The 21,674-nt window shown below is 39.0% G+C and carries 18 protein-coding genes and 2 pseudogenes; 10 read left to right on the top strand and 10 right to left on the bottom strand.

Going from position 1 to position 21,674, the window contains the following annotated elements; all coding sequences use genetic code 11:
* Positions 1-52 precede the first annotated feature (52 nt).
* Positions 53-1,288, bottom strand: coding sequence for a pyridoxal phosphate-dependent aminotransferase (locus tag HYG88_RS03300; protein ID WP_005157664.1), 1,236 nt, complete (start codon positions 1,286-1,288; stop codon positions 53-55).
* Between the two features lie 213 nt (positions 1,289-1,501).
* Between HYG88_RS03300 and HYG88_RS03305 the strand changes: the two genes are divergently transcribed.
* Positions 1,502-1,681, top strand: a complete 180-nt coding sequence (locus HYG88_RS03305; protein ID WP_005157661.1) for a hypothetical protein — start codon at positions 1,502-1,504, stop codon at positions 1,679-1,681.
* Between the two features lie 109 nt (positions 1,682-1,790).
* Here HYG88_RS03305 and HYG88_RS03310 read toward each other — a convergent pair whose 3' ends face one another.
* Entirely contained in the window at positions 1,791-3,164 is a 1,374-nt protein-coding gene (locus HYG88_RS03310; protein ID WP_005157658.1) for a CmpA/NrtA family ABC transporter substrate-binding protein, read from the bottom strand.
* A 276-nt stretch (positions 3,165-3,440) separates the two neighbouring features.
* Positions 3,441-4,247 carry a hypothetical protein gene (locus HYG88_RS03315; RefSeq protein ID WP_034602628.1) on the bottom strand — a complete coding sequence of 269 codons (807 nt, stop codon included), beginning with the start codon at positions 4,245-4,247 and terminating at the stop codon, positions 3,441-3,443.
* A gap of 123 nt (positions 4,248-4,370) precedes the next feature.
* Here HYG88_RS03315 and HYG88_RS03320 point away from each other — a divergent pair, with 123 nt between their 5' ends.
* The 5 genes from HYG88_RS03320 to HYG88_RS03340 all read left to right on the top strand — a co-directional run bounded on the left by HYG88_RS03320 (position 4,371) and on the right by HYG88_RS03340 (position 11,339).
* Positions 4,371-5,372, top strand: coding sequence for a tetratricopeptide repeat protein (locus tag HYG88_RS03320; protein WP_228127619.1), 1,002 nt, complete (start codon positions 4,371-4,373; stop codon positions 5,370-5,372).
* A gap of 56 nt (positions 5,373-5,428) precedes the next feature.
* Complete coding sequence (uvrB, locus tag HYG88_RS03325) at positions 5,429-7,453, top strand: excinuclease ABC subunit UvrB (RefSeq protein WP_005157651.1); 2,025 nt, start codon at positions 5,429-5,431, stop codon at positions 7,451-7,453.
* A gap of 120 nt (positions 7,454-7,573) precedes the next feature.
* Positions 7,574-8,158 carry a lipocalin family protein gene (locus HYG88_RS03330; protein ID WP_005157649.1) on the top strand — a complete coding sequence of 195 codons (585 nt, stop codon included), beginning with the start codon at positions 7,574-7,576 and terminating at the stop codon, positions 8,156-8,158.
* A 103-nt stretch (positions 8,159-8,261) separates the two neighbouring features.
* Entirely contained in the window at positions 8,262-9,200 is a 939-nt protein-coding gene (gene rarD, locus HYG88_RS03335; protein WP_178882593.1) for an EamA family transporter RarD, read from the top strand.
* A 681-nt stretch (positions 9,201-9,881) separates the two neighbouring features.
* Positions 9,882-11,339 carry a glyceraldehyde-3-phosphate dehydrogenase gene (locus HYG88_RS03340; RefSeq protein ID WP_005157636.1) on the top strand — a complete coding sequence of 486 codons (1,458 nt, stop codon included), beginning with the start codon at positions 9,882-9,884 and terminating at the stop codon, positions 11,337-11,339.
* Between the two features lie 87 nt (positions 11,340-11,426).
* On the opposite strand, the pseudogene HYG88_RS03345 reads toward HYG88_RS03340, so the two are convergent.
* Positions 11,427-11,744: pseudogene (locus tag HYG88_RS03345) on the bottom strand (transposase); the annotation flags it as partial.
* Between the two features lie 255 nt (positions 11,745-11,999).
* Between HYG88_RS03345 and cgtA the strand changes: the two are divergent.
* Both cgtA and proB read left to right on the top strand, forming a co-directional pair.
* Positions 12,000-13,223 (top strand): Obg family GTPase CgtA, encoded by a 1,224-nt coding sequence (cgtA, locus tag HYG88_RS03350; RefSeq protein WP_178882594.1) that lies wholly within the window; start codon positions 12,000-12,002, stop codon positions 13,221-13,223.
* A gap of 12 nt (positions 13,224-13,235) precedes the next feature.
* Positions 13,236-14,369: a glutamate 5-kinase gene (gene proB / locus HYG88_RS03355; protein WP_178882595.1), complete on the top strand. Its 1,134-nt coding sequence runs from the start codon at positions 13,236-13,238 to the stop codon at positions 14,367-14,369.
* Between the two features lie 37 nt (positions 14,370-14,406).
* On the opposite strand, the gene HYG88_RS03360 is transcribed toward proB, so the two are convergent.
* Positions 14,407-15,081: an HAD-IB family hydrolase gene (locus HYG88_RS03360; protein ID WP_178882596.1), complete on the bottom strand. Its 675-nt coding sequence runs from the start codon at positions 15,079-15,081 to the stop codon at positions 14,407-14,409.
* A complete protein-coding gene (locus tag HYG88_RS03365; RefSeq protein ID WP_178882597.1) occupies positions 15,048-16,256 on the bottom strand; it encodes a DUF1615 domain-containing protein in 1,209 nt (402 codons plus the stop codon). Before HYG88_RS03365 ends, HYG88_RS03360 begins: the two co-directional genes overlap by 34 nt.
* 82 nt (positions 16,257-16,338) lie before the next feature.
* On the opposite strand from HYG88_RS03365, the gene dusB reads away from it, so the two are divergent.
* Positions 16,339-17,364, top strand: a complete 1,026-nt coding sequence (dusB, locus tag HYG88_RS03370) for a tRNA dihydrouridine synthase DusB (RefSeq protein ID WP_005157599.1) — start codon at positions 16,339-16,341, stop codon at positions 17,362-17,364.
* Between the two features lie 63 nt (positions 17,365-17,427).
* On the opposite strand, the gene oxyR is transcribed toward dusB, so the two are convergent.
* From oxyR to rubA, 4 genes are all read right to left on the bottom strand, one after another.
* On the bottom strand, positions 17,428-18,333 hold the full coding sequence (gene oxyR, locus HYG88_RS03375; RefSeq protein ID WP_005157596.1) for a LysR family transcriptional regulator OxyR: 906 nt from the start codon (positions 18,331-18,333) through the stop codon (positions 17,428-17,430).
* Between the two features lie 6 nt (positions 18,334-18,339).
* Positions 18,340-19,284 carry an esterase EstB gene (estB, locus tag HYG88_RS03380; protein WP_005157595.1) on the bottom strand — a complete coding sequence of 315 codons (945 nt, stop codon included), beginning with the start codon at positions 19,282-19,284 and terminating at the stop codon, positions 18,340-18,342.
* 81 nt (positions 19,285-19,365) lie between these two features.
* Positions 19,366-20,547: a rubredoxin reductase RubB gene (rubB, locus tag HYG88_RS03385; RefSeq protein ID WP_005157594.1), complete on the bottom strand. Its 1,182-nt coding sequence runs from the start codon at positions 20,545-20,547 to the stop codon at positions 19,366-19,368.
* A gap of 83 nt (positions 20,548-20,630) precedes the next feature.
* Positions 20,631-20,795, bottom strand: a complete 165-nt coding sequence (gene rubA / locus HYG88_RS03390) for a rubredoxin RubA (protein WP_004663059.1) — start codon at positions 20,793-20,795, stop codon at positions 20,631-20,633.
* A gap of 349 nt (positions 20,796-21,144) precedes the next feature.
* Between rubA and HYG88_RS03395 the strand changes: the two are divergent.
* Positions 21,145-21,571 (top strand): annotated as a pseudogene (locus HYG88_RS03395) (SRPBCC domain-containing protein).
* Positions 21,572-21,674 lie beyond the last annotated feature (103 nt).

A 21,674-nucleotide genomic window follows, 5' to 3' on the forward strand; every position in this document is an offset into this window, starting at 1 on the left:
AAAAACAAAAAAAGAAGCTTCATTAAGAAGCTTCTTTTTATCGCAACTCAGATTATTGAGCGGCTTTTTCTGCTGCAATCGAAGCAATTGCGGCATCGACACCATCAATTGAGTCTGCTGCTTTTTTAATACGCGCTAAAGCATCAACTAATACATCATCAGCAGTTGCATAAGAAATACGCATAAAACCACCTAAACCAAAAGCATCACCAGGTACAACAGCTACACCAGTTTCTTCAAGCAACCATTCAGAGAATTCTGTGCAAGATTTTAAACCTTTGGCACGGATTAGTGGGCGGATATTGGCATAGGCATAGAATGCGCCATCAGCAGGCAGACAAGAAATACCATTGATTTCATTTAAGCCATTTACCACAAGGTCATGACGGCGTTTAAATGCTTCAATCATTGGTTTTAATACATCTTGCGGACCGTTCAATGCCGCTTCTGCTGCAACTTGAGAAATTGAAGTTGGGTTAGATGTCGATTGAGATTGAATATTTTTCATCGCACCAATGAGTTTTGCTGGACCAGCAGCGTAACCAATACGCCAACCTGTCATTGCATACGCTTTTGATACGCCGTTAAGGACAATTGTACGATCATATAAGTCAGGTGCAATTGTTGCGATGTTATAGAACTCATCTTCCCAACGAATTGGTTCGTACATGTCATCAGAAGCAATTAATACTTGTGGATGACGACGAAGTACCTCAGCCAAAGCTTCTAATTCAGCTTTGGTATAAATCATACCTGTTGGATTAGACGGGCTGTTTAATACAAGTAAACGTGTATTTGGTGTAATCGCAGCTTCCAATTGTTCTGGTGTGATTTTGAAGCGTTGTTCTTCACCACATTTCACAATAACAGGCGTACCTTCAGCAATAATGACCATATCTGGATAGCTTACCCAGAATGGCGCAGGAATGATTACTTCATCACCTTTGTTTAACAAAGCAAGTGCCAAGTTAAAGAAACTTTGTTTACCACCACAAGATACTAAAATCTGATTAGGTTGGTAGTCTAAGTTATTATCACGTTTTAATTTTGCGATAATTGCTTTTTTTAAACTTGGAGTACCGTCTACAGCTGTATATTTTGTAAAGCCTTTATTAATCGCTTCAATAGCAGCATCTTTGATATGTTGAGGTGTATCAAAGTCTGGTTCGCCTGCACCTAAACCAATTACGTTTTTACCAGCAGCTTTAAGCTCAGCGGCTTTGTTGGTTACTGCAAGTGTAGGGGACGGTTTGATGGCATTGACACGATCAGAGAGACGTACGTCCACGGCATTATTCCTTCTTATGGGATTAGAAAATAAAAAAGCAGCTCATTTTAGCTTAAATCGGTTTCTTTGTGGCTGAAACTTACCTTTATTGAATAAAAAGTTACTAAATTATAGGTTTAGATCGTACAGTACTTTTTACATATTTTAATTTTAGCAAAATAATAAAAATCTATTACAATGGGCGCTAGAAATTTAAATTTCGAGATAATTTCAATGACTGCGCAACAACCTAAAGCCAAGAAAGCTTTAGTCAAATTACCTTTCCCTATGCCATCTACTCAGGATAACTCTGAGGATGCTACGCATAATCAGGTGCGACCAAAACCTGAGCAATATGCAGATCGTACTTGGATGCCACCGCGTGGTACACGTCGTTCGATGGGGAAACGATAATTTTTGATGGAGGATACTTTCTCAGTAGCTTCCTAAAAGATGAGTCGATAAAAAAGCCAATGAGATGTTTATATAAACGTATCATTGGCTTTTTTTATTTGATTAATTTTTATTTATTACCAATCTTAAATGCTGCTAAAAATGCGGTTGGTTTATTGGCATCAAACACAACTCCATCTAAACGACTGGTTTGTGGTGGTTTTATGAATGTTGCTGTTGCAAGGTTTGGAAATTGTTCTTTTTTCATTTTGCCTTCAGTGATTAAACTATTTGCAGCCTTTGTGTAGATGTCTGGGCGATAGGCTTTTTGAGCGGTTTCAAGGTACCAATTATTCGGTTTAGTCTCCGCAATTTGTCCCCAGCGACGCATTTGAGTTAACCACCAGATTGCATCTGAATAGTAAGGAATACCATATTGTCCTGTAAAGAACGTATTAAATGATTTTAACGGGCGAATATCACCTTTTTCATATTCAAAAACACCCGTCAAGCTATTGGTAATAATATCTTCATCGACACCAATATAATTTGTTTGAGCCATGAGTTTAGCTGCTTCTTTACGATGTGCATAATCATTTTCATCTAACCAGCTTGATGCACGAATGAGTGCTTTTACAACTTTTACTGTGGTATTTGGATTTTTTTCTGCAAACGATGTGGTAACTCCAAATACTTTATCAGCACCATTATCCCATAACACATCTGATGTAATGACGGGAACACCAAAGCCTTTTTTCACTGCTTTTTGATTCCAAGGTTCACCGACTGAGTATCCTAAGGTTGTTCCTGTTACCATTTTTGCCATCATTTCTGGTGGTGGTACAACGGAAAGGGTTACGTCGGCACCGATATTGCCACTCAAATCATTTTTATTTGGATCATACATACCTGGGTTGATACCACCAGCAGCTAACCAATAGCGCAACATATAATTATGTGTGCCTGTTGGAAAAGTTATGCCTAAATTAAAAGGCTTATGCTTTTGTTTGTATTGATCCACAATCGGTTTAAGCGCTGATGCACTAATCGGATGCTGCGGTTTACCGTCTTCTAGTGGAATGTTATTTTTCATTTCCGACCATATCTCATTTGAAACGGTGATCCCTGCACCATTGTAAGACATGGTAAATGGCGTGATAATTTCTGTACCACTTGGTTTTTCCGTCATGGACGCAAGTGGCATTGCGGCAAGCATTTGTGCACCGTCTAATTCACCTTTTTGTACACGTGTATATAACAGCTTCCAGTTGGGTTGTACTTCGAGTTGGACTGATAGCCCTTCGTCTTTAAAAAAACCTTTCTCAACAGCAACGGCTAAAGGTGCCATATCTGTTAATTTAACAAAACCAATTTTTAGCGCCGTTTTTTCTGTGGTTGATTCAGCTGCATTACTATCAGGGGATGGCTGGCAGCCAGTGACGAATAAAAGAAGGCTCGCCATATAAGATATGATGAATGCCTTATTAAAAAATACTTTTCTCATGTAATTCCCCGTCAGTAATAAACATCAATAGATAAAAAGCAAAAAACATGCCATTATTTTAATTTTATGTAAGTCATTGAGATTGCTTTGATTTTATACACTTGTATGGATTTTAGTGTTTGCGAATTTTGTGATGATTTTTTATTTATTTTTTATTAAATATCATTATCTTATAATTTATTTTTTGTGGATTTTGGATGTTGTAACCAAATTGTAATTATGGGAAGAATCAAGTTTTATGCTTGAAAGATAAAACCTGATTCATCATCGAGTGAGTTAATGTTTTTTTAAGGTGCGATGAACAGGATGCTTAATAATACTTTTGCCCTGCCATAAAGCAATAAAGTCTTGCTCATCGAAATCATAGAGCTCCATTAATGCAATAATTGCACTAACAAAGATCATTGGACCTTCAGAATTATCATGAAAATCAAATATTTTGCCATTCAATTTGGCTAATATATCGTTAATTTCATATTCACGGCCTCTTCCATAACGATCACGCGGATAAAGTTCTTCATTAAGTACTATTAACGCGATGGCTTTTTCTGAAGGGCTTAGTTTTGTTTGTTCTAAAGCTTCTTCAAAAGATTCATACCCATGATTAAAATAAAAAATGACTTCATCACAGATAAAGCTATGCACCATTTTGGCAGTCAGATCTGGAAATTGTGAAACAGCATCGTCCTCGATGTAAGGTCGAAAAGATTCTGGAAAAATCACATTCGAATGAATTCCTTTGAATAAAGGGGCAATTTCAGAAACTTTATAACCCGCAATGCCACAACCGAGTGCCGTTAAAAAATATTTCACTTTAGGATGATTTTTAGCATAAATTTTAAAATCATCGACATAGTGCTCAATTTGAGAAAGTGGCATTTGTTGGATATGTTCATTTAAAGTTGGAATAGCAAAACTTTGCCCAGCCCAACCTCGTCCGACACCGTTAACTGCGGCAAAATGTTGGGCTGCAACCCGTGCAGCCCCACTGTCGTGTATGCCAGCTAAGTTACTGCCAAATACAAAAACAGTATCTTCGGGCAGTTCGGTGACAATGCTTTCATCATGGTATTGGTAAGACATATTGTTATCATTGAAATAGCGTAATGAGTTCATGTTGCAGTTGATTAGGTTGATGGTCAAGTGCTAAATGTAAAAGTTTTATGTTATTCTTGAAAGATAACAAAAACAGTGTGATAGATGAAAATGAATCAATCCAAAGCAGGGAATCTACTTTATACCAATGGGCGTATTGTACAAAAAGGGGATTTTGCCTTAATAAGTTATCGGGGTTTAGATGCCTATTCACCTTTACATTTTAAATATGGTTTTATTCCTATTCAAATTGCTGATTTGGAATATGACAAAACAGGTAAAAAAATAAAAAGAATCCCTGTTATTTCTGAACAGGGTGAAGAAAGGTCTTATGGATATGCCATAGATGATTTCAAGGCAAAAGGAACAAAGACTTTACATTATATTGATCATAGCACAAACAATATGCAGGATTATGTGGTTTATTATCTTGCTGAATTGGAAAAATGGCTGGAAAATGAGGGGGATATGGACGCTGCATTGGCTTTGGCAATGTATTATTCAAACCATGAACCAAAAGGTCGGGATGAACAATATGTTTTACAGATCAAAAAGAAAGCGAGACAATATTTTGAATTGGCTAGCCAAAATGGTCATGCCATTGCCAGTGAATATCTAGCTCGTGAACATGGTTACTATATTCTCTTTCAGCCGAGAGATCGTATTGAAAATAAGGTGTATTTAGAATCTGAAAAAAATTTATTTTTTGATTATCTGATTAAAAGTGGTGAACAAGGATTTGCTGAGGCACAATTTCAACTTGGCATTAATTATGAATATGGAAGAGAGGGTTTTCCTCAGGATTATAAGAAAGCAGTCTATTGGTATCATGAGGCTGCCCGACAAGGCTACCCGAGGGCGACTAATAATTTGGCTGATAAATATGAGCATGGGTTGGGTGTTGCACAGAATTATAAAAAAGCGATTGAACTTTATTCATATGCTGCACAATATAGGATTCCTGAAGCCATGTTTAGTTTGGGAAATCTTTATTTGCAAGGTAAAGGGGTATTGTGTGATGTCATTCAGGCTCAATTATATTTTGAACAATCAGCACGTTTGGGCTATGCACCAGCAAAAAGAAGTCTTAAAGCACTAGATATTGAACGTTGAAAATTGTGAATTCGACCTTATTAATAAAAGTCACCTGATCAGAAAAGAGTAAGCCTGTGAGCGAAAACCAACCTTTTGAGTTAGTCACCAACTACCAGCCAGCAGGTGATCAACCTCAGGCGATTGAGAAGCTTGTAAGTGGGATTGAACAGGGTTTTCGTAATCAATTGCTACTTGGGGTGACGGGTTCTGGTAAAACCTATACGATGGCGAATGTGATTGCACAAACACAGCGTCCAACGATTGTCATGGCGCACAACAAAACGCTTGCGGCACAGCTCTATGGTGAGTTCAAGGCATTTTTTCCAAACAATGCGGTCGAGTATTTCGTTAGTTACTACGATTACTATCAGCCAGAAGCCTATGTACCCTCATCAGATACGTTTATCGAAAAAGATTCCGCCATCAATGACCACATTGACCAAATGCGGCTCTCCGCAACCCGTACTTTGCTGGAACGCCGTGATGCCATCATTGTGGCATCGGTGTCTGCCATTTATGGTTTGGGTGATCCAAACGCCTACATGCAGATGCTGTTGCATATTGTGCAGGGCGATCGGGTCAGCCGTGATGACATTATTCGCCGTCTGGTGGAAATGCAATACACTCGTAACGAGCTTGAGTTCTTGCGTGGTACATACCGTATCCGTGGTGAAATCCTTGATATTTTCCCTGCCGAATCGGATCAGGATGCCATTCGGGTAGAACTGTTCGATGATGAGGTGGACTCAATCCGCTGGTTTGATCCATTGACTGGGAAACTGGTACGTAAAGTGCCGCGTGTGACCATTTATCCAAAAAGCCACTATGTTACGCCGAAAGACCATTTAACTCGTGCCATTGATACCATCAAGGATGAGTTAAAAGACCAACTTAAATTCTTCAAGGATCATGACAAGTTACTGGAAGCGCAACGTATTGAGCAGCGTACCCGTTATGATCTGGAAATGATGCAGCAGTTGGGCTACACCAATGGGATTGAAAACTACTCACGCCATCTTTCAGGTCGTGCGGCAGGCGAAGCACCACCCACCTTGTTTGATTATATCCCTGAAAATGCGTTGCTGATCATTGATGAATCGCATGTGACTGTTCCTCAGATTGGTGCGATGTATAAAGGCGACCGTTCCCGTAAAGAAAACTTGGTGAATTATGGTTTCCGTTTACCAAGTGCCTTGGATAACCGTCCAATGCGCTTTGAGGAATGGGAGCGGATTGTGCCAACCACAGTTTTTGTCAGTGCAACGCCAGCACATTATGAACTGGAGAAATCAGAACAGATCGTTGAGCAGGTTGTACGTCCAACGGGGCTGATTGATCCTGAGATCGAGGTTCGTCCCGTATTGACGCAGGTGGATGATGTCTTGTCTGAAATCAACATTCGTAAACAGTTGAATGAGCGTGTGCTTGTTACCACATTAACCAAACGTATGGCAGAGGACTTAACTTCATATTTGAAAGAATATGGTATCAAGGTGGCATATCTACATTCAGATATTGATACCGTTGAACGGGTTAAGATTATCCATGAATTGCGTACAGGTGTGCATGACGTACTGGTCGGCATTAACCTGTTGCGTGAAGGTCTGGATATGCCAGAAGTATCTTTGGTTGCAATCTTAGATGCAGATAAAGAAGGTTTCTTACGTTCAGAACGATCCTTGATCCAGACCATTGGTCGTGCAGCACGTAATGTGAAAGGTAAAGCGATTTTATATGCAGATCGTATTACTGATTCGATGCGTAAAGCGATGGATGAAACAGATCGTCGTCGTAACAAACAAATTGAATTTAATGAATTACATGGTATTACCCCACGTAGTGCGGTGCGCCAAGCAATTAAAGAAATAGATACGGGTGAAGTACTCAGTGATGATGAAATTGATGAAAAAGTGTTAGAGCAAGCGCAGAGTATCAGTGCCGACGAACAGCATCTTTTATCGGATCCAAAACTGTTTGCCAAGCATATTACCAAGCTTGAAAAAGAGATGTTAAAAGCTTCAAAAGAGCTTCAGTTTGAGCAAGCAGCTAGATTGCGAGATGAGATTGTTCGTCTCAAAGCCCATATGTTGCAATCGTAATCTAGTAGAGAAATCCTCAAGAGGGATACATATCGCAACAATCTTTGTTTATAAAATAGGCTATGTTGAAAAGCTAAATATATGACTATTGATAACAAATTTCTGTTTTGAGGATTTCCCATGCCGCTGATTAAGAATTTCCCTAAAGCAAGTTGGCGTTTAACAAAAATTGCAATTGGTGGAGTGGTCTTAACTGGACTGGCTGTAGGAACGATTGCTTATGCACAATCAAAGTCTTTACCTACAGTTGAAAAAGTAGAACTCGATAAGTATTTAGGTGTTTGGTATGAGGTTGCTCGTAAGCCAATGTTCTTTGAACGTAAATGCGCTTATAACGTGACAGCAACTTATACGTTAAACGAAAATGGCAATATTGTTGTTGATAACAAATGTTATGATGGTGAGGGTGCTTTACAACGCAGTTTAGGTGAGGCGTTTGTTGCGAATGCGCCTTTTAACACCAAATTAAGAGTGAGCTTTTTACCAGAAGCTGTGCGTTGGATTCCTGTTGCACGCGGAGATTACTGGGTTTTAAAGCTTGATGAAGATTATCAAACCGTGCTTGTGGGTGAACCACGCCGTAAATATATATGGGTGTTGTCACGTACACCTCAGCCGAAAAAAGAAATTATTCATGAATATCTAAATTATGCCAAATCATTAGGTTATGATATTCATGATGTGATTTACACTGAACATCGCTAAATCGGTTATACTTAGTTAAAACCATGCTTGCATGGTTTTTTTATTTTTATATAGTGGATAATTCACGTTTTTAAGATACGTCCCAAATGCTTCTGAGGTCAAAATGTTAAAAGGCATCGCTTATTCAGTTTTGGCTTCTGTCACCTTTGGGGTTCTGTATTTTTACACTCAATTACTAGGTGCGTTAGATAGTGAACAAACTTTTGGGTGGCGAATTATTGCCACAATTCCTTTTTTGACTTTATTTATGTGGTTTAGTGGTGACTTGACACATATCAAAACCATATTTAATCGAATCATAGCAAAGCCTAGTTTATTAGTGTTTCTAATGATCACTTCCGTACTGACCTCAGCACAATTATGGTTGTTTTTATGGGGACCTATGCATGGTCGTGGGTTACAAGTTTCTTTGGGGTATTTCTTGTTGCCTTTGGTTCTTGTGCTTGCTGGAAGCTTTTTATATGGCGAGAAATTGTCTAAGTTACAGTATCTCGCAGTATTTCTGGCAGTATTTGGTGTTGGGCATGAGATTTGGCGCTTAGGTACAATAGCTTGGGAAACTGCTTTTGTTGCTTTAGGTTATGCAGCTTACTTTATTCTTCGTAAAAAAATTCAAACGGACAACTTAGGTGGTTTTTGGTGGGATTTATTCTTGATCCTGCCAATTGCGATTTTCTTTACTCAGACAGGTGAAACTCCATATTTAAAGTTTTTAGAGCATCCTAGTTTGGGAGTTGTCGTTCTGGGTTTAGGTTTGTTGAGTGCGATTGGCCTAGGAAGTTATATTTTAGCAAGTCGCTATTTGCCGCTGATTATTTTTGGTTTACTGGGCTATTTAGAACCTGTTTTATTGGCATTGGCATCGTTGGTGCTTGGTGAAAAAATTGGTCAAGGTGAATGGTTGACCTATATTCCTATTTGGTTGGCCGTATGGGTATTGGTAATTGAAGGGGCGTTACATCTTTATCAGCAAAGGCGTCGCAAGCAGCATTTGGAATTGAATTTAAAACAGTATTCGCAACGTTTAGGCGATGATGAATAACAAGAAATATAAAAATCCAATTTTTAATGAGTTCCTTTAAATTTTGCATTTATGTAATCAGTCAGGTTGATGGTGAGGAACATTAAATCGCATGAATATTCTTTAGGGATACAACCAACTGCGCGATTGTGGTTGAAAAGGGTTCACCAATCCAAGAGATTGGAACGTAAACGATATTTGTGAATATAAGCTCGATCACACCAATGAAGCCCATTGATATTTCACAAGCATGGGGAATGCCAATAAGTAATAGTCATAATTTAAAATTCATTTTAGTTGTTTATGTGCTGTAGATAATTAGAGATCATTTTAAATACTTTATTCTTTTTATTTCATGTTTTTACATTAGTTTATACGATTTTTCTCGTTAAATGATTTGTCATGTATCACTTCCGTTTTTGCTTATTTTTAGCATACTGTTTGAGTCAAACAACGATAGCGTTAAGTTATCAGTAAAACTGTTATTAAAGTTAGACAAACAGCATGTATTTAGATGATTGAAAAAGACTTTTACCTAAAATCACAAAAATAATTATAGGTATTTTATGAATTTATAGTGAATTAGGACAAAATCTTAGCTCAATTAACAGCTTTTGATTCAATCTTGATGATAATTCCATTACAATTATGGCGTTTTAAAAATTCACGCCCAGTATAGATATTAAATTTGAGGACGTAACTGTGAGCAAAGACACTATCGTTGCCCTACACGCAGAACATCAAGGTCGTTGGAAAAACCGTGAAGAAATCGCGGAACGCATGATTGCTTTGATTGGTCAATTATACCGTGAGAAAAATATTGTTGTTTCTGTTTACGGTCGTTCTTTAATAAACCGTTCAGTGATTCAAATTTTAAAATCACATCGCCGTACACGTATGCTTGATGTAGAACTTTCAGTTGTTCATACCTTCCCAATTTTGGAAGCGTTAATGAAAATTGAAAACATTGGTTCTGCTGAAGTAGACATCGGTAAACTTGCTGTTGAATATAAAAATCAAGGTGGCGATGTAGATGTATTTGTTGCAAATGCCGTTGCTTCGATTGAAGGTAAAGCAAAATCTGAACAACCTAAAGATGTCGTTCTTTACGGTTTCGGTCGTATTGGTCGTATCTTAGCGCGTTTAATCATTAGCCAATCTGGTTTAGGTCGTGGTTTAAGCCTTAAAGCGATTGTAGTTCGTAAATCATCTGACGGTGACTTGGCGAAACGTGCTTCATTATTACGTCGTGACTCTATTCACGGTACTTTTGACGGTACAATTTCTGTTGATGAAGAAAACGAAGCAATCATTGCAAACGGTCAATTCATTAAAGTGATCTATGCTTCAAGCCCAAGCGAAGTGGATTACACCGCTTATGGTATTGAAAATGCGCTTTTGATCGACAATACAGGTAAATGGCGTGATGCTGAAGGTCTAAGCCAACACTTGAAATGTGCAGGTATTGCACGTGTAGTCTTGACTGCACCAAGTAAAGGTGAGATGAAGAACGTTGTATACGGCGTAAACAATACAGATATTTTAGATGAAGACAAAATCATCTCTGCTGCAAGCTGTACTACGAACGCAATTACACCTGTATTAAAAGTTTTAGATGACAAATACAAAGTATTAAATGGTCATGTTGAAACAGTTCACTCATTCACAAACGATCAAAACTTAATTGATAACTACCACAAGGCTGACCGTCGTGGTCGTGCTGCGACATTAAATATGGTGATCACTGAAACAGGTGCTGCAAAAGCGGTTGCGAAAGCATTACCAGGTCTTAAAGGCAAGTTAACAGGTAACTCTGTACGTGTTCCTACACCAAACGTTTCACTTGCGATCTTGAACTTAAACCTAGAGAAAGAAGTTGATCGTGAAGAAGTGAACGAATACATTCGTCAAATCTCGATTAATTCTAGCCTACAAGGTCAAATTGGTTATACAAACTCGACCGAAGTTGTATCAAGTGACTTTATTGGCTCACGTACTGCAGGTGTGTTTGATGCGCAAGCAACAATCACTTCTGGTACACGTTTAACAGCGTATGTTTGGTACGATAACGAAGTGGGTTATAGCTGCCAAGTATTGCGTATCGCTGAACAAATGTGTGGCGTAAGCTATACAAAAATTCCAGCTGAAACAAATGCATAATTTGTGAAAGTATAAAAAAAGGAGCTGATTTAAAGCTCCTTTTTTTATACTTAGGTATATCTAAAATATTGTATTTTAATTTACCGTTTTTCTAGGTGGAATCACCACATGCGCTTGCCGATCTGCAATGACCTCACGGCATTGCTTGGTATTATAAGCTGCATTGGTATAAACAGAGTCAATCTGCTCATCTTGTGGAATCTGATTAAGTAAATCACTAGGCACCTGTGAATCACTGACATTATTGGTTGTAAGCTGGACTGCTCGTATTTGTAGGATTTTAGCGTCTATGCCCATATGCAGTTTACGCCATTGACGACGATATTCAGGTCCATGTTTCTTGCGTTTCCATTCGCCCTTAGCTAGAAACTTCATGCCTGTAGAGTCTATCAGTAGACGCAGGCCAATTGGTTGTGCGGTAGATTTTGTGTGTAGGCTTCTTCATTTGAAAATTATATCGATGAAAAAGCCTGTACAGATAGGTTTGTGCAACAAAGCCGAAATTATGTGAAAAATAATTAAAAAGCAGATTTATTTGAGTTTTTTAAAGAAGTTGATTGATTGCTTAATAAAATTCATGCAGAGCTGAGTAAATCTATTCGAGAAATTTATTAAAATGTGGCAAAATAGTCCGCTTTTAAGAATTTAGAGGATTGGCACATGCGCTTTGTTGATGAAGCAGTCATAACCGTAGAGGCTGGCGACGGTGGCAATGGCGTAGCCAGTTTTCGCCGTGAAAAATTTATCCCTTTTGGTGGTCCAGATGGTGGAGACGGGGGGCGTGGAGGAAGTGTTTATATCCAAGCCGATGATGACACAGGTACGCTCGTAGATTATCGTTATACGCGTCGATTCCGCGCTGAACGTGGTAAAAATGGTCGTGGTGCAAACTGTTCAGGTCGCGGTGGTGAAGATGTTGTTTTAAAAGTACCTGTGGGTACAACCATTGTTGATATTGAATCTGGTGACATTATTGGTGACTTGGTTGCCGATGGTCAACGTGTCAAAGTAGCCAATGGCGGTGATGGTGGTTTAGGTAACACGCACTTTAAGTCTTCAACGAATCGTTCTCCACGTAAATGCACTCATGGTATCAAAGGTGAATACCGCGAAGTACGTTTAGAGTTGAAAGTACTTGCAGATGTTGGCTTGTTGGGTATGCCAAATGCAGGTAAATCAACGTTTATTCGTGCAGTCAGTGCAGCAAAACCAAAAGTTGCGGATTATCCATTTACCACTATGATTCCTAACCTTGGGGTGGTTGATGCAGACCGTCATCGTTCATTCGTCATGGCCGATATTCCAGGTCTGATTGAAGGTGCAGCAGAAGGTGCGGGTCTTGGGATTCGTTTCCTTAAGCATTTGGCACGTACTCGTATCCTGTTGCATATTGTTGATGTTCAACCGATTGATGGTTCAGATCCAGCGCATAACGCCAAAGCAATTTTGGGTGAGTTAGTGAAATTCTCGCCAACTTTGGCAAAACTCCCTGTGGTTCTTGTATTGAATAAACTTGACCAACTTCCTGAAGAATCAAGAGAAGAGTGGTGTCAGCATATTCTTGATGAATTGCAATGGAAAGGTCCTGTATTTAAAACTTCTGGTTTGATGTCAGAAGGGACGAAAGAAGTTGTTTATTACTTAATGGATCAGATCGAGCAACAGCGTGAGCGTGAAGTTGAAGATCCTGAGTATGCAGCAGAAATGAAAGCATTCCGTGAGCAGCTTGAGGCTGAGACACGTGAACAAACCATCGCAGCAAAAGAAGCTTATCGTGCTATGCGTAAGGCTCAGCGTGAAGCTGGCTTAGAATACGATGAAGATGATTTTGATGACGATGAGGATGAAGGCGGCGTAGAAAGCATTTACGTTCGTGATTATTGAACCGAGGAAAAAATGATAGAAGTGGTCGATGGGCAACGTCAGCTCAATGCGTGTAAACGAATCGTTGTTAAAATCGGATCATCTTTACTCACTGCAAATGGGCAAGGTCTAGATTTAAATGCAATTTCGCATTGGGCGAAACAAATTGCGGATCTACACAATGCTGGGCACGAAATTATTTTAGTGTCTTCAGGTGCGGTTGCGGAAGGGATGGTACGCATGAAACTTGCGAGTCGACCCACTGATTTACCCAGTTTGCAAGCTTGTGCTGCTATTGGCCAAATGGGTTTAATCCATACGTGGTCAAGCGTATTGGATCAACATGGGATTCAAACAGCACAAGTCTTACTCACGCATGATGATCTTGCTGATCGTCGTCGTTACCTCAACTCTTGTGATGCTTTGCAAAACTTGATCGATTGGCGTGTGATTCCTGTCATTAATGAAAATGATACCGTATCTACCGATGAGATTCGTTTTGGTGATAACGATACTTTAGCCGCAATGGTGGCGGGGCAGGTTCAGGCTGAGCTGTTGATTATTTTGACAGATCAGCAAGGTATGTTCGATTCTGATCCGCGTAATAATCCAAATGCCAAGTTATTTTCTTCGGTTCGTGCATTAGACGATACTTTATTTGAAATGGCGGGTGGTGGTGGTGTTTTAGGTCGCGGTGGTATGGTGACTAAAGTTCGTGCAGCACGTCTTGCAGCGAAGTCTGGTTGTCCTACTTTAATTGCTAGTGGTGAAAGTGACCATGTATTGGCTCGTTTAATGGCGGGTGAGATGCTTGGAACATTATTTACAACTGATAATGACCGTGTGACCGCTCATCAACAATGGCTTGCAGCTCATTTGCAAACCGCAGGTCGTTTAGTGATAGATGATGGTGCTGTTGAAGCGATTAAACTGAAGCATCGTAGTTTATTGCCTGTTGGTGTGAAAGCGATTGAAGGTCATTTTGATCGCGGTGATGTGGTTGAATGTGTTGATAAGAATGGTGCTCGTATTGCTGTTGGTCGTGTGAATTTTAGTTCTCGTTCAGCAGAAATGGTGAAGGGTTTACCTTCTGAGAAAGTCTATCAAGTTTTAGGTGAGGCTCGTTCTTTAGAAATGATTCATCGAGACCACATGGCAATTTACTAAATACAAATATAAAAACAGCTCGCTTAGGCGAGCTTTTTTACGTTCGTTCTATATTGGGACTAACTCTTAGTGCCTCAAATTTTAATTCTGGAAGTGATTTATTTTCTCCCATCATGTACGGGTGGTCAGCCAATGACAACATATCTAGATCTTCTTCGCTATTTCCATAAGCGTAGATATATTGGTAGTCTTCTAAATTATATCGTTGCAAAATCCGTAATTTTTTCTGTTCACGGCTACAATCTTGAGAGCGATAACGACCTGTTAAAGTACCATTCTTAATTTCTGTTTGAGTACAAATCAACTCAATATTAAGCAATTCACAGATTGGTGCTAAATATAAATCGACTGACGCAGAAACAAGAACAATATGATCACCATGCTGTTGATGGAGATAAAGCTGCTTTAGTAAAGCTGGATCTAATTGTTTTATTAATTTTTGCGCATATTCATCAACCAAATTTTCTACAAATGTGGCGGAGACACCTTCAAACATCGTTTGAAATAGTCGAGGTCTCATCGCATGTGCAGGATATATGCGTAAATAATAGGCTTGAATCCAAGGGAGTATCGTTAAGCCTTTTTTTACAATGTGACGCTTTGATAGGGTAAAGAAAATAAACCCCGTAAAACTATCTTTAGGATAGAGCGTGCCATCAAAGTCAAATAAAGCAAGATTTATAGTTTTATGCGTTTGGCTCTTTGCATGCATGTCTCATATCGTCCATTTACACGGCTTGCAAACCAGTTTGTATTGTAATCACGACTCAGTTTTGGTCCTGAAATAACGACTTGTGGCATGGTTGCATAAATTGGTTCTTTTTTGGTTTTATTTTGATATAGCTTTTGTACAGCTAAATAAGTTTGAGTATCTTCAAATTTTTTCTCTTTCTCTTTTTTCAAGTCATCACGAATTTGGCGTGGTGTCACTAAAATATTATTTTGAGCGAAAACAGCGATGAGCTCTTTTTCACTTTGGCTTTGGTTTGATTTCACATCGCCATCTTTATTGTAAAGTAATAGATCACCATCGAGACTGATTTCAGTCTTGGTGAGTGCATTTAACATGCTTTGAAACGCTGCATTTCGACTTGAGTAAACACCAGAATTGTAGTCTGCAAAGCGATAGATTGCTTTGTCATAATCAGCAGGATATTCCATTAATCGATGAATACCATAGTATAAACCCCCATATTGGGTATATAGATCATTACGCAATTCGGCAATACTACCACTTTGGCGTTTATGTTCTTTGGCGTAATTAATATGGACCTGCATTGAACCCAATGTCGTAATCGGATTCATTTTTTCTCCGATATCTTGTCCAACGAGTTTCGCTGCACCCGTTAATGCACTGACATGATAATGTTTTGACATGTAGTCGAAAATCTCACGGTAGAGCAAATCTAGCTCGCGCTCCGTTTTAACTTTACGCATTTGACTCATGTAATTATTTTCTGGAGAAGGTTGATTTTTGAGTACGTCCTCAAAATAGCCTGCAATTGTTCCGCCGATGGTTTCACCCAACTTTGCTTCAAATTTTTCTTTAAGTCGAGTATTAATTTCTTGTACTGCTTTTTCTCCAAGTCCTGGGACGGCTGGATCAGCAACAAAGTTGGATTCTTGATCTACAACAGCAACAATACTGCACACATTTTCCTTGGATTTAGGAATACTGAGTTGTTGCATGATATCAAAAATATCTTGCGCCCATGACTGGCGATCATTTACACGAGGGGGAAGCACTTTCTTAATTTGTTCTGCTTCCATTTCTGGTTCTTTACCATTAGACCACCATGCTTTATCTCCACAAGCTGTCAAGCTGAGACATGCAGTGAGGATGCCCATAATTTTTAATAAAGGACGAGTAGGGAATGATTTATTCATAATCAGAACAACACCACATAAAAAGATGAGTCAAATGGGCGAATGAAGTATACTATGTTGCTCAGAATTTGTAAGAATATATATGTATATCGGTTCATATCAACTGTCAAATAATTTGATTGTTGCACCTATGGCAGGCGTAACAGATAGACCCTTTCGGACACTATGTAAATATTTTGGTGCAGGTCATGCCGTAAGTGAAATGATGACGGCTGATAAAACCTTACGTATGAGTAAGAAAAGTTTATATCGGGCAAATTTTGATGGCGAACTTGCGCCAATTTCAGCACAAATTGCGGGTTCTGACCCAGAGCAACTTGCGGAAGCTGCTCGTTACCAAGTCGCTAACGGTGCACAAATCGTTGATATCAATATGGGTTGTCCAGCCAAAAAGGTTTGTAACAAGTTGGCAGGTTCAGCATTATTACAAGATGAAGATTTAGTAGCCCGAATTCTAGATGCGGTGGTTGCGGCCGTGGATGTGCCAGTGACTTTAAAAACCCGACTAGGATTTTTAAATGGTCATGAAAATATTTTGCGTGTGGCAAAACGTGCTGAAGAATCAGGAATTTCAGCTTTAGCCTTACATGGTCGTACGCGTGAAGATATGTATTTGAACACAGCCCGTTATGAGCTGATTAAGCAGGTAAAAGAACTGATTGATATTCCATTGATTGCCAATGGTGATATTGATAGTCCTGAGAAAGCTAAATATGTCCTAGACTATACTGGCGCAGACGCGATTATGATTGGACGTGCTGCACAAGGTCGACCATGGATATTTCGGGAAATAGCACATTACTTAAAAACAGGTAAACACTTGGCAGCGCCTGATATTGCTGAAGTCAAAGCTGTGCTATTAGGGCATTTATCAGAATTATATCAATTCTATGGCGAATATTCTGGTTGTCGTATTGCGCGCAAGCATATTGCTTGGTACACCAAAGGCTTGCGTTCGAGTAATGAATTTCGCCAAAGTATGTATAAAGTAGAGAGTACTGCTGATCAGGCCAAGGTTGTAGAAGCATATTTTGATCAATTGCTTGATCTAGGGCAGCGTATGAGTGATGTGGAAGTTGAACAACTCAATTTACTAGACATTAAATAGTGATGCTATTTTTATTTGTTTAAAAGCCTGTAATGATGGATGAGTTTCATTACAGGCTTCCGATTACTCTAAATGTGCAGTGATTTTTTGCAGAATTTGAAAGATCACATCAAATTCACTTTGTAATGGTGTGCTTTTTCGTGTCACCAATGCCAATGTGCGGTTCGGGGCATCTTCAATTGATTTTACTGCAATTTCTTCATTGAAATGAATCATGCTGTTTTTCAAGGCAATTTCGGGTAGCAGTGTAAAGCCAAGATTTGACGACACCATTTCCACTAAAGTTGGAAGAGAGCTTGCCTTTAAACGATGATCATTTTTGCGCTCACCCACAGGGCAGGCACTTAAGGTGTGATCTCGTAAACAATGACCTTCTTCGAGTAGCATGAGACGCGATAAGTCCAAATCATCTAGTGAGTTTGCATTCTCAGCATTCTTGTCATTTTTATTGTAGACAACAAATAAATTTTCTTTTGCAATTTCTGCAACTTTTAATCCACGAGTGTCAAAAGGAAGCGCCAGAACAATCATATCTAAATTGCCGTGTTCTAGCTTTTCTACGATTTTCTCACTTTGAGCTTCATGTAAATGAAGCTGAATCTTCGGCAGTTGTCGATGCACTTCATCAAGTAGTTGAGTCAAAATAAATGGTGCAATCGTAGGAATAATACCGAGATGTAGATCACCTGTTAATGGTTCACTCATTTCTCTACTTAGGCGCATTAAATCTTGTGCATCGGCAAGTAATACTCGTGCACGTGCAACGACTTGTTCGCCTAATGGGGTTAAACGAACGTTTTGACGATCACGCTCAACTAGGACGCCACCTAAGAGGCGCTCTAGTTCCATGATACCACCCGACAAAGTAGACTGAGTGACAAATGAACGGCGCGCAGCTTCAGTAAAATGTAAAGTTTCTGACAACGTAACTAAATACGATAGCTGTCTTAATGAGGGTAATGCAGCCATAGAGTCCTAGTGTGATGATCTAAAGTGATGAGCAAACAAACCGCTAAGTTGTGGAATGAAGTGAGCAGGAATATCATGCCCCATTCCTTGAATTAATTCAAATTTAGCACCAGAAATCGCCTTTGCAACAGCTTTCCCGTGACTTGGTGGTAATAAACGATCTTTTGAACCATGTACAACCAAAGTCGGTTGAGTAATATTTTTGTTCAATGCTAACAAAGAACCTGTACATAATATTGCTAAAAACTGTTGAAGTACACCCGCTGGGTAAAAACTACGGCGATATAGTTTACGAATGGTTTGAATTGCTTCAACTTGATTCACATAACCTGGTGATCCAATAATATGAAATACTTTCAAACTATGATTCACAATCGCATCTTCGTCATGTGCTTCAGGTTTGCCTAATAAACTGAAAAGTTGTTTTGGAAACGGCGGTGGCAGGAAGGGTTGATTATTACTGGTAAATAATAATCCTACTTTCTCAACTTTTTCTGGATATTTCGCTGCTACGATTTGAGAGATCATGCCACCCATTGAAGCGCCTATGAGATATGTTTTTTCAAGCCCCAATTGGTCGATTAACATCGAAACATCATCAGCCATATCATATAAAGTGTAAGGTGCACCTTCGTTACCAAGCCCAATGATGAAGCGACTCATGAGTTTCATGGTATTGAGGCGTTTTCTTTTTTCACGAATTTTTGAAGATAAACCAATATCACGATTATCGAAACGGATAACGCGGAAGCCTTGATCAATCAATGATTTACAAAAGAAGTCAGGCCAAAACAGCATTTGAGCACCTAAACCCATAATCAACAGAATTGTTGGGTGTTCTGGATTGCCGCCCATTTCAACATGCAGTTCAATACCATTACCTAAAGTGACTTTGGTTTCTTGCATAAATGGAGCATAAGGTGACACATTAAATTGTAAAGCACTGTTCATGGCATTCATTCCGAATTGAATTCTTTTTATAGAATTAGAGTCTGCTAGAAATTTCTTTCTTAACAGACTCTAATTTAAACCTTAAACTTGTGCTGGAATCAAGTCTGGAACAAGTTTGGTTAAAGTTAAACGTTGTTTGCTTGCAGTCGCACCTAAAAGCACAAAACCTCTCAATGTACCTTCATCATCTGCTGCTCTAGCAAGCATACCATCTTCAAACTCTTCAGTTTCCCAATTCACGTCCACACCAATTGGTGCAGGTAATACAGTCAATGGTGCAGCAGGTGTTTTTACCGCAACAGGCATTGCAGGGTAGTGTACAGCAGTACTTTGCCCGCTCAGTGTTTTTGCTAATGCACGTGCTTGTTGCATGATTGGCATGACATATGGCAGTAATGTTCCATTCACTTCTGCACAGTCACCCACCGCATAGATGTCAGGCTGGTTGGTTTCCAATAGGGTATTGGTAATGATGCCGCGACTTGTTTGAATATCTGCAGCTTTTGCTAAAGATATATTTGGCTGTAAACCAATCGCTGAAAGAACGATATCTGCAATTAAAGTCTGACCTGTTGCCAAAGTCACTTCGTAATCTTCACCATCATTGATTTTCGTTACTTTTTCAACAGTGGTCGACAATGCGAATTTAATACCCGCTTGTTCTAAGTTTGTTTTAAATGCTTCAGCAACGTGATTTGGTAGCAAGCGACCAAGTGGTTGTGGTGCAAGATCAATTACTGTGACATCGTAGTTGCTATGTAATAAATCATTGGCAAATTCACAGCCAATTAACCCAGCGCCTAGAATCACAACGCGTTTATCTTTACGCTTTGCTAAATTTTCACGGAACGTACGGTAGTCGATCAAGGAGTTCACGACATGAATATCATCACTACCATCACCAGCAATTGCTAAACGAATTGGGTTTGCACCTACTGCAAGGACCAGTTTTGAATAAGGTTGAGTGAAAATTTCACCATTTTTTTCTAAAGTGATTTCATGTTGTTCAGCATTAATTTCTTTCACCAAGGTTTCAGCTTCAATGCGCATATTCAGTTGCGTTGCCATTTTAGCTGCATCACCTAGGGCAATTTGTTCAGGTGCTTTATTCCCTGCAAAGGCATTAGATAATGTTGGTTTTGCATAATTTACCGCATCATCTGCGCAGATCATAACGAGTTCTTGTTCTGGGCTGAGTTTGCGAAACTCACGTGCAACAGTATAGCCTGCCATGCCCGATCCGATGATGACGATAGGATGCATTATATTCTCCAGTATTTCTTTCAATAAAAACAAACGATAGGAAAAAAAAGACCATGATCATGATCACGGTCTTTTAGATCTATTTAGATTTCAATCATTTCAAAATCAGCTTTTGAAACGCCGCAATCTGGGCAAGTCCAATCATCAGGGATGTCTTCCCATTTGGTACCTGCTGCAATGCCGTCTTGTGGCCAACCATCTGCTTCGTCGTAAATCCACCCACAAACGATACATTGATATTTTTTCATGTGACTCTCCAAACTGATAGGTATGCTCAAATTGCCTTTCAGTAAAACTATTCCATAATGTCGCTACGATCGCTGTAATACAACAAACTTGTGTTAATCAGGAGTTAGATTTTTACGCAGAACGCCATTTAAGTAAAGCAAATGCAAGAGTTTAATCATTTATGTAGAAAGTGGAATGGCAATTTGTTCTGAAAGTCTTGTTATTTGAGCAATTACTCTAATTTTTTATGGATCTGTATATCTCTATCGCATTTTAAAAACAGTAAAAGTATAAATATAGAGTGGGTGAAAAATAACCATTTAAAATTAAAAGATCAAAAATAACACCAAAATTATGGAGAAAACAAAAATGCAGACTTTATCTTACGATATTGAAATTAAGGCTTCGAAGCAAAAAGTGTGGGAAATATTATGGCAAAAAGAAAGTTACCAAGCTTGAACCCATTTTTTTCTTGCAACTCGACCATACGATCAGACTAGAAAGTAGGCGGTAAAACCTATTTCTATGATGATAAGGGGGTGGCATGATTTCAACAATCGAACGTTTATATGAGCCGAATGTGATTATTTTTAAACATATCGGGATGATTCAAGATGGAGAGGAAGATACTGAAAGTGACGATGTAAAATCTTGGGCAGGTGCATTAGAAAAGTACATGTTATTTGATTCGGATGACTTTACTCAACTCTATGTAGAAGTGGATATTCAACCCCAATATATTGAAATGATGAATCAAGGATTTGAAAAAGGGCTCTGTACACGACAAATTTCATAGAGCCCTTGTCCTATCAGGCTTTTTCTTTCTTAAAATTGCGAGCACTTTCTTAAATTCTTCTTTTTTTCCAAAACCAATCAAACGTAGAATAGCCATCTGAACA

It is taken from the genome of Acinetobacter sp. SwsAc4 (assembly GCF_013391535.1).
Classification (GTDB): Bacteria; Pseudomonadota; Gammaproteobacteria; order Pseudomonadales; family Moraxellaceae; genus Acinetobacter.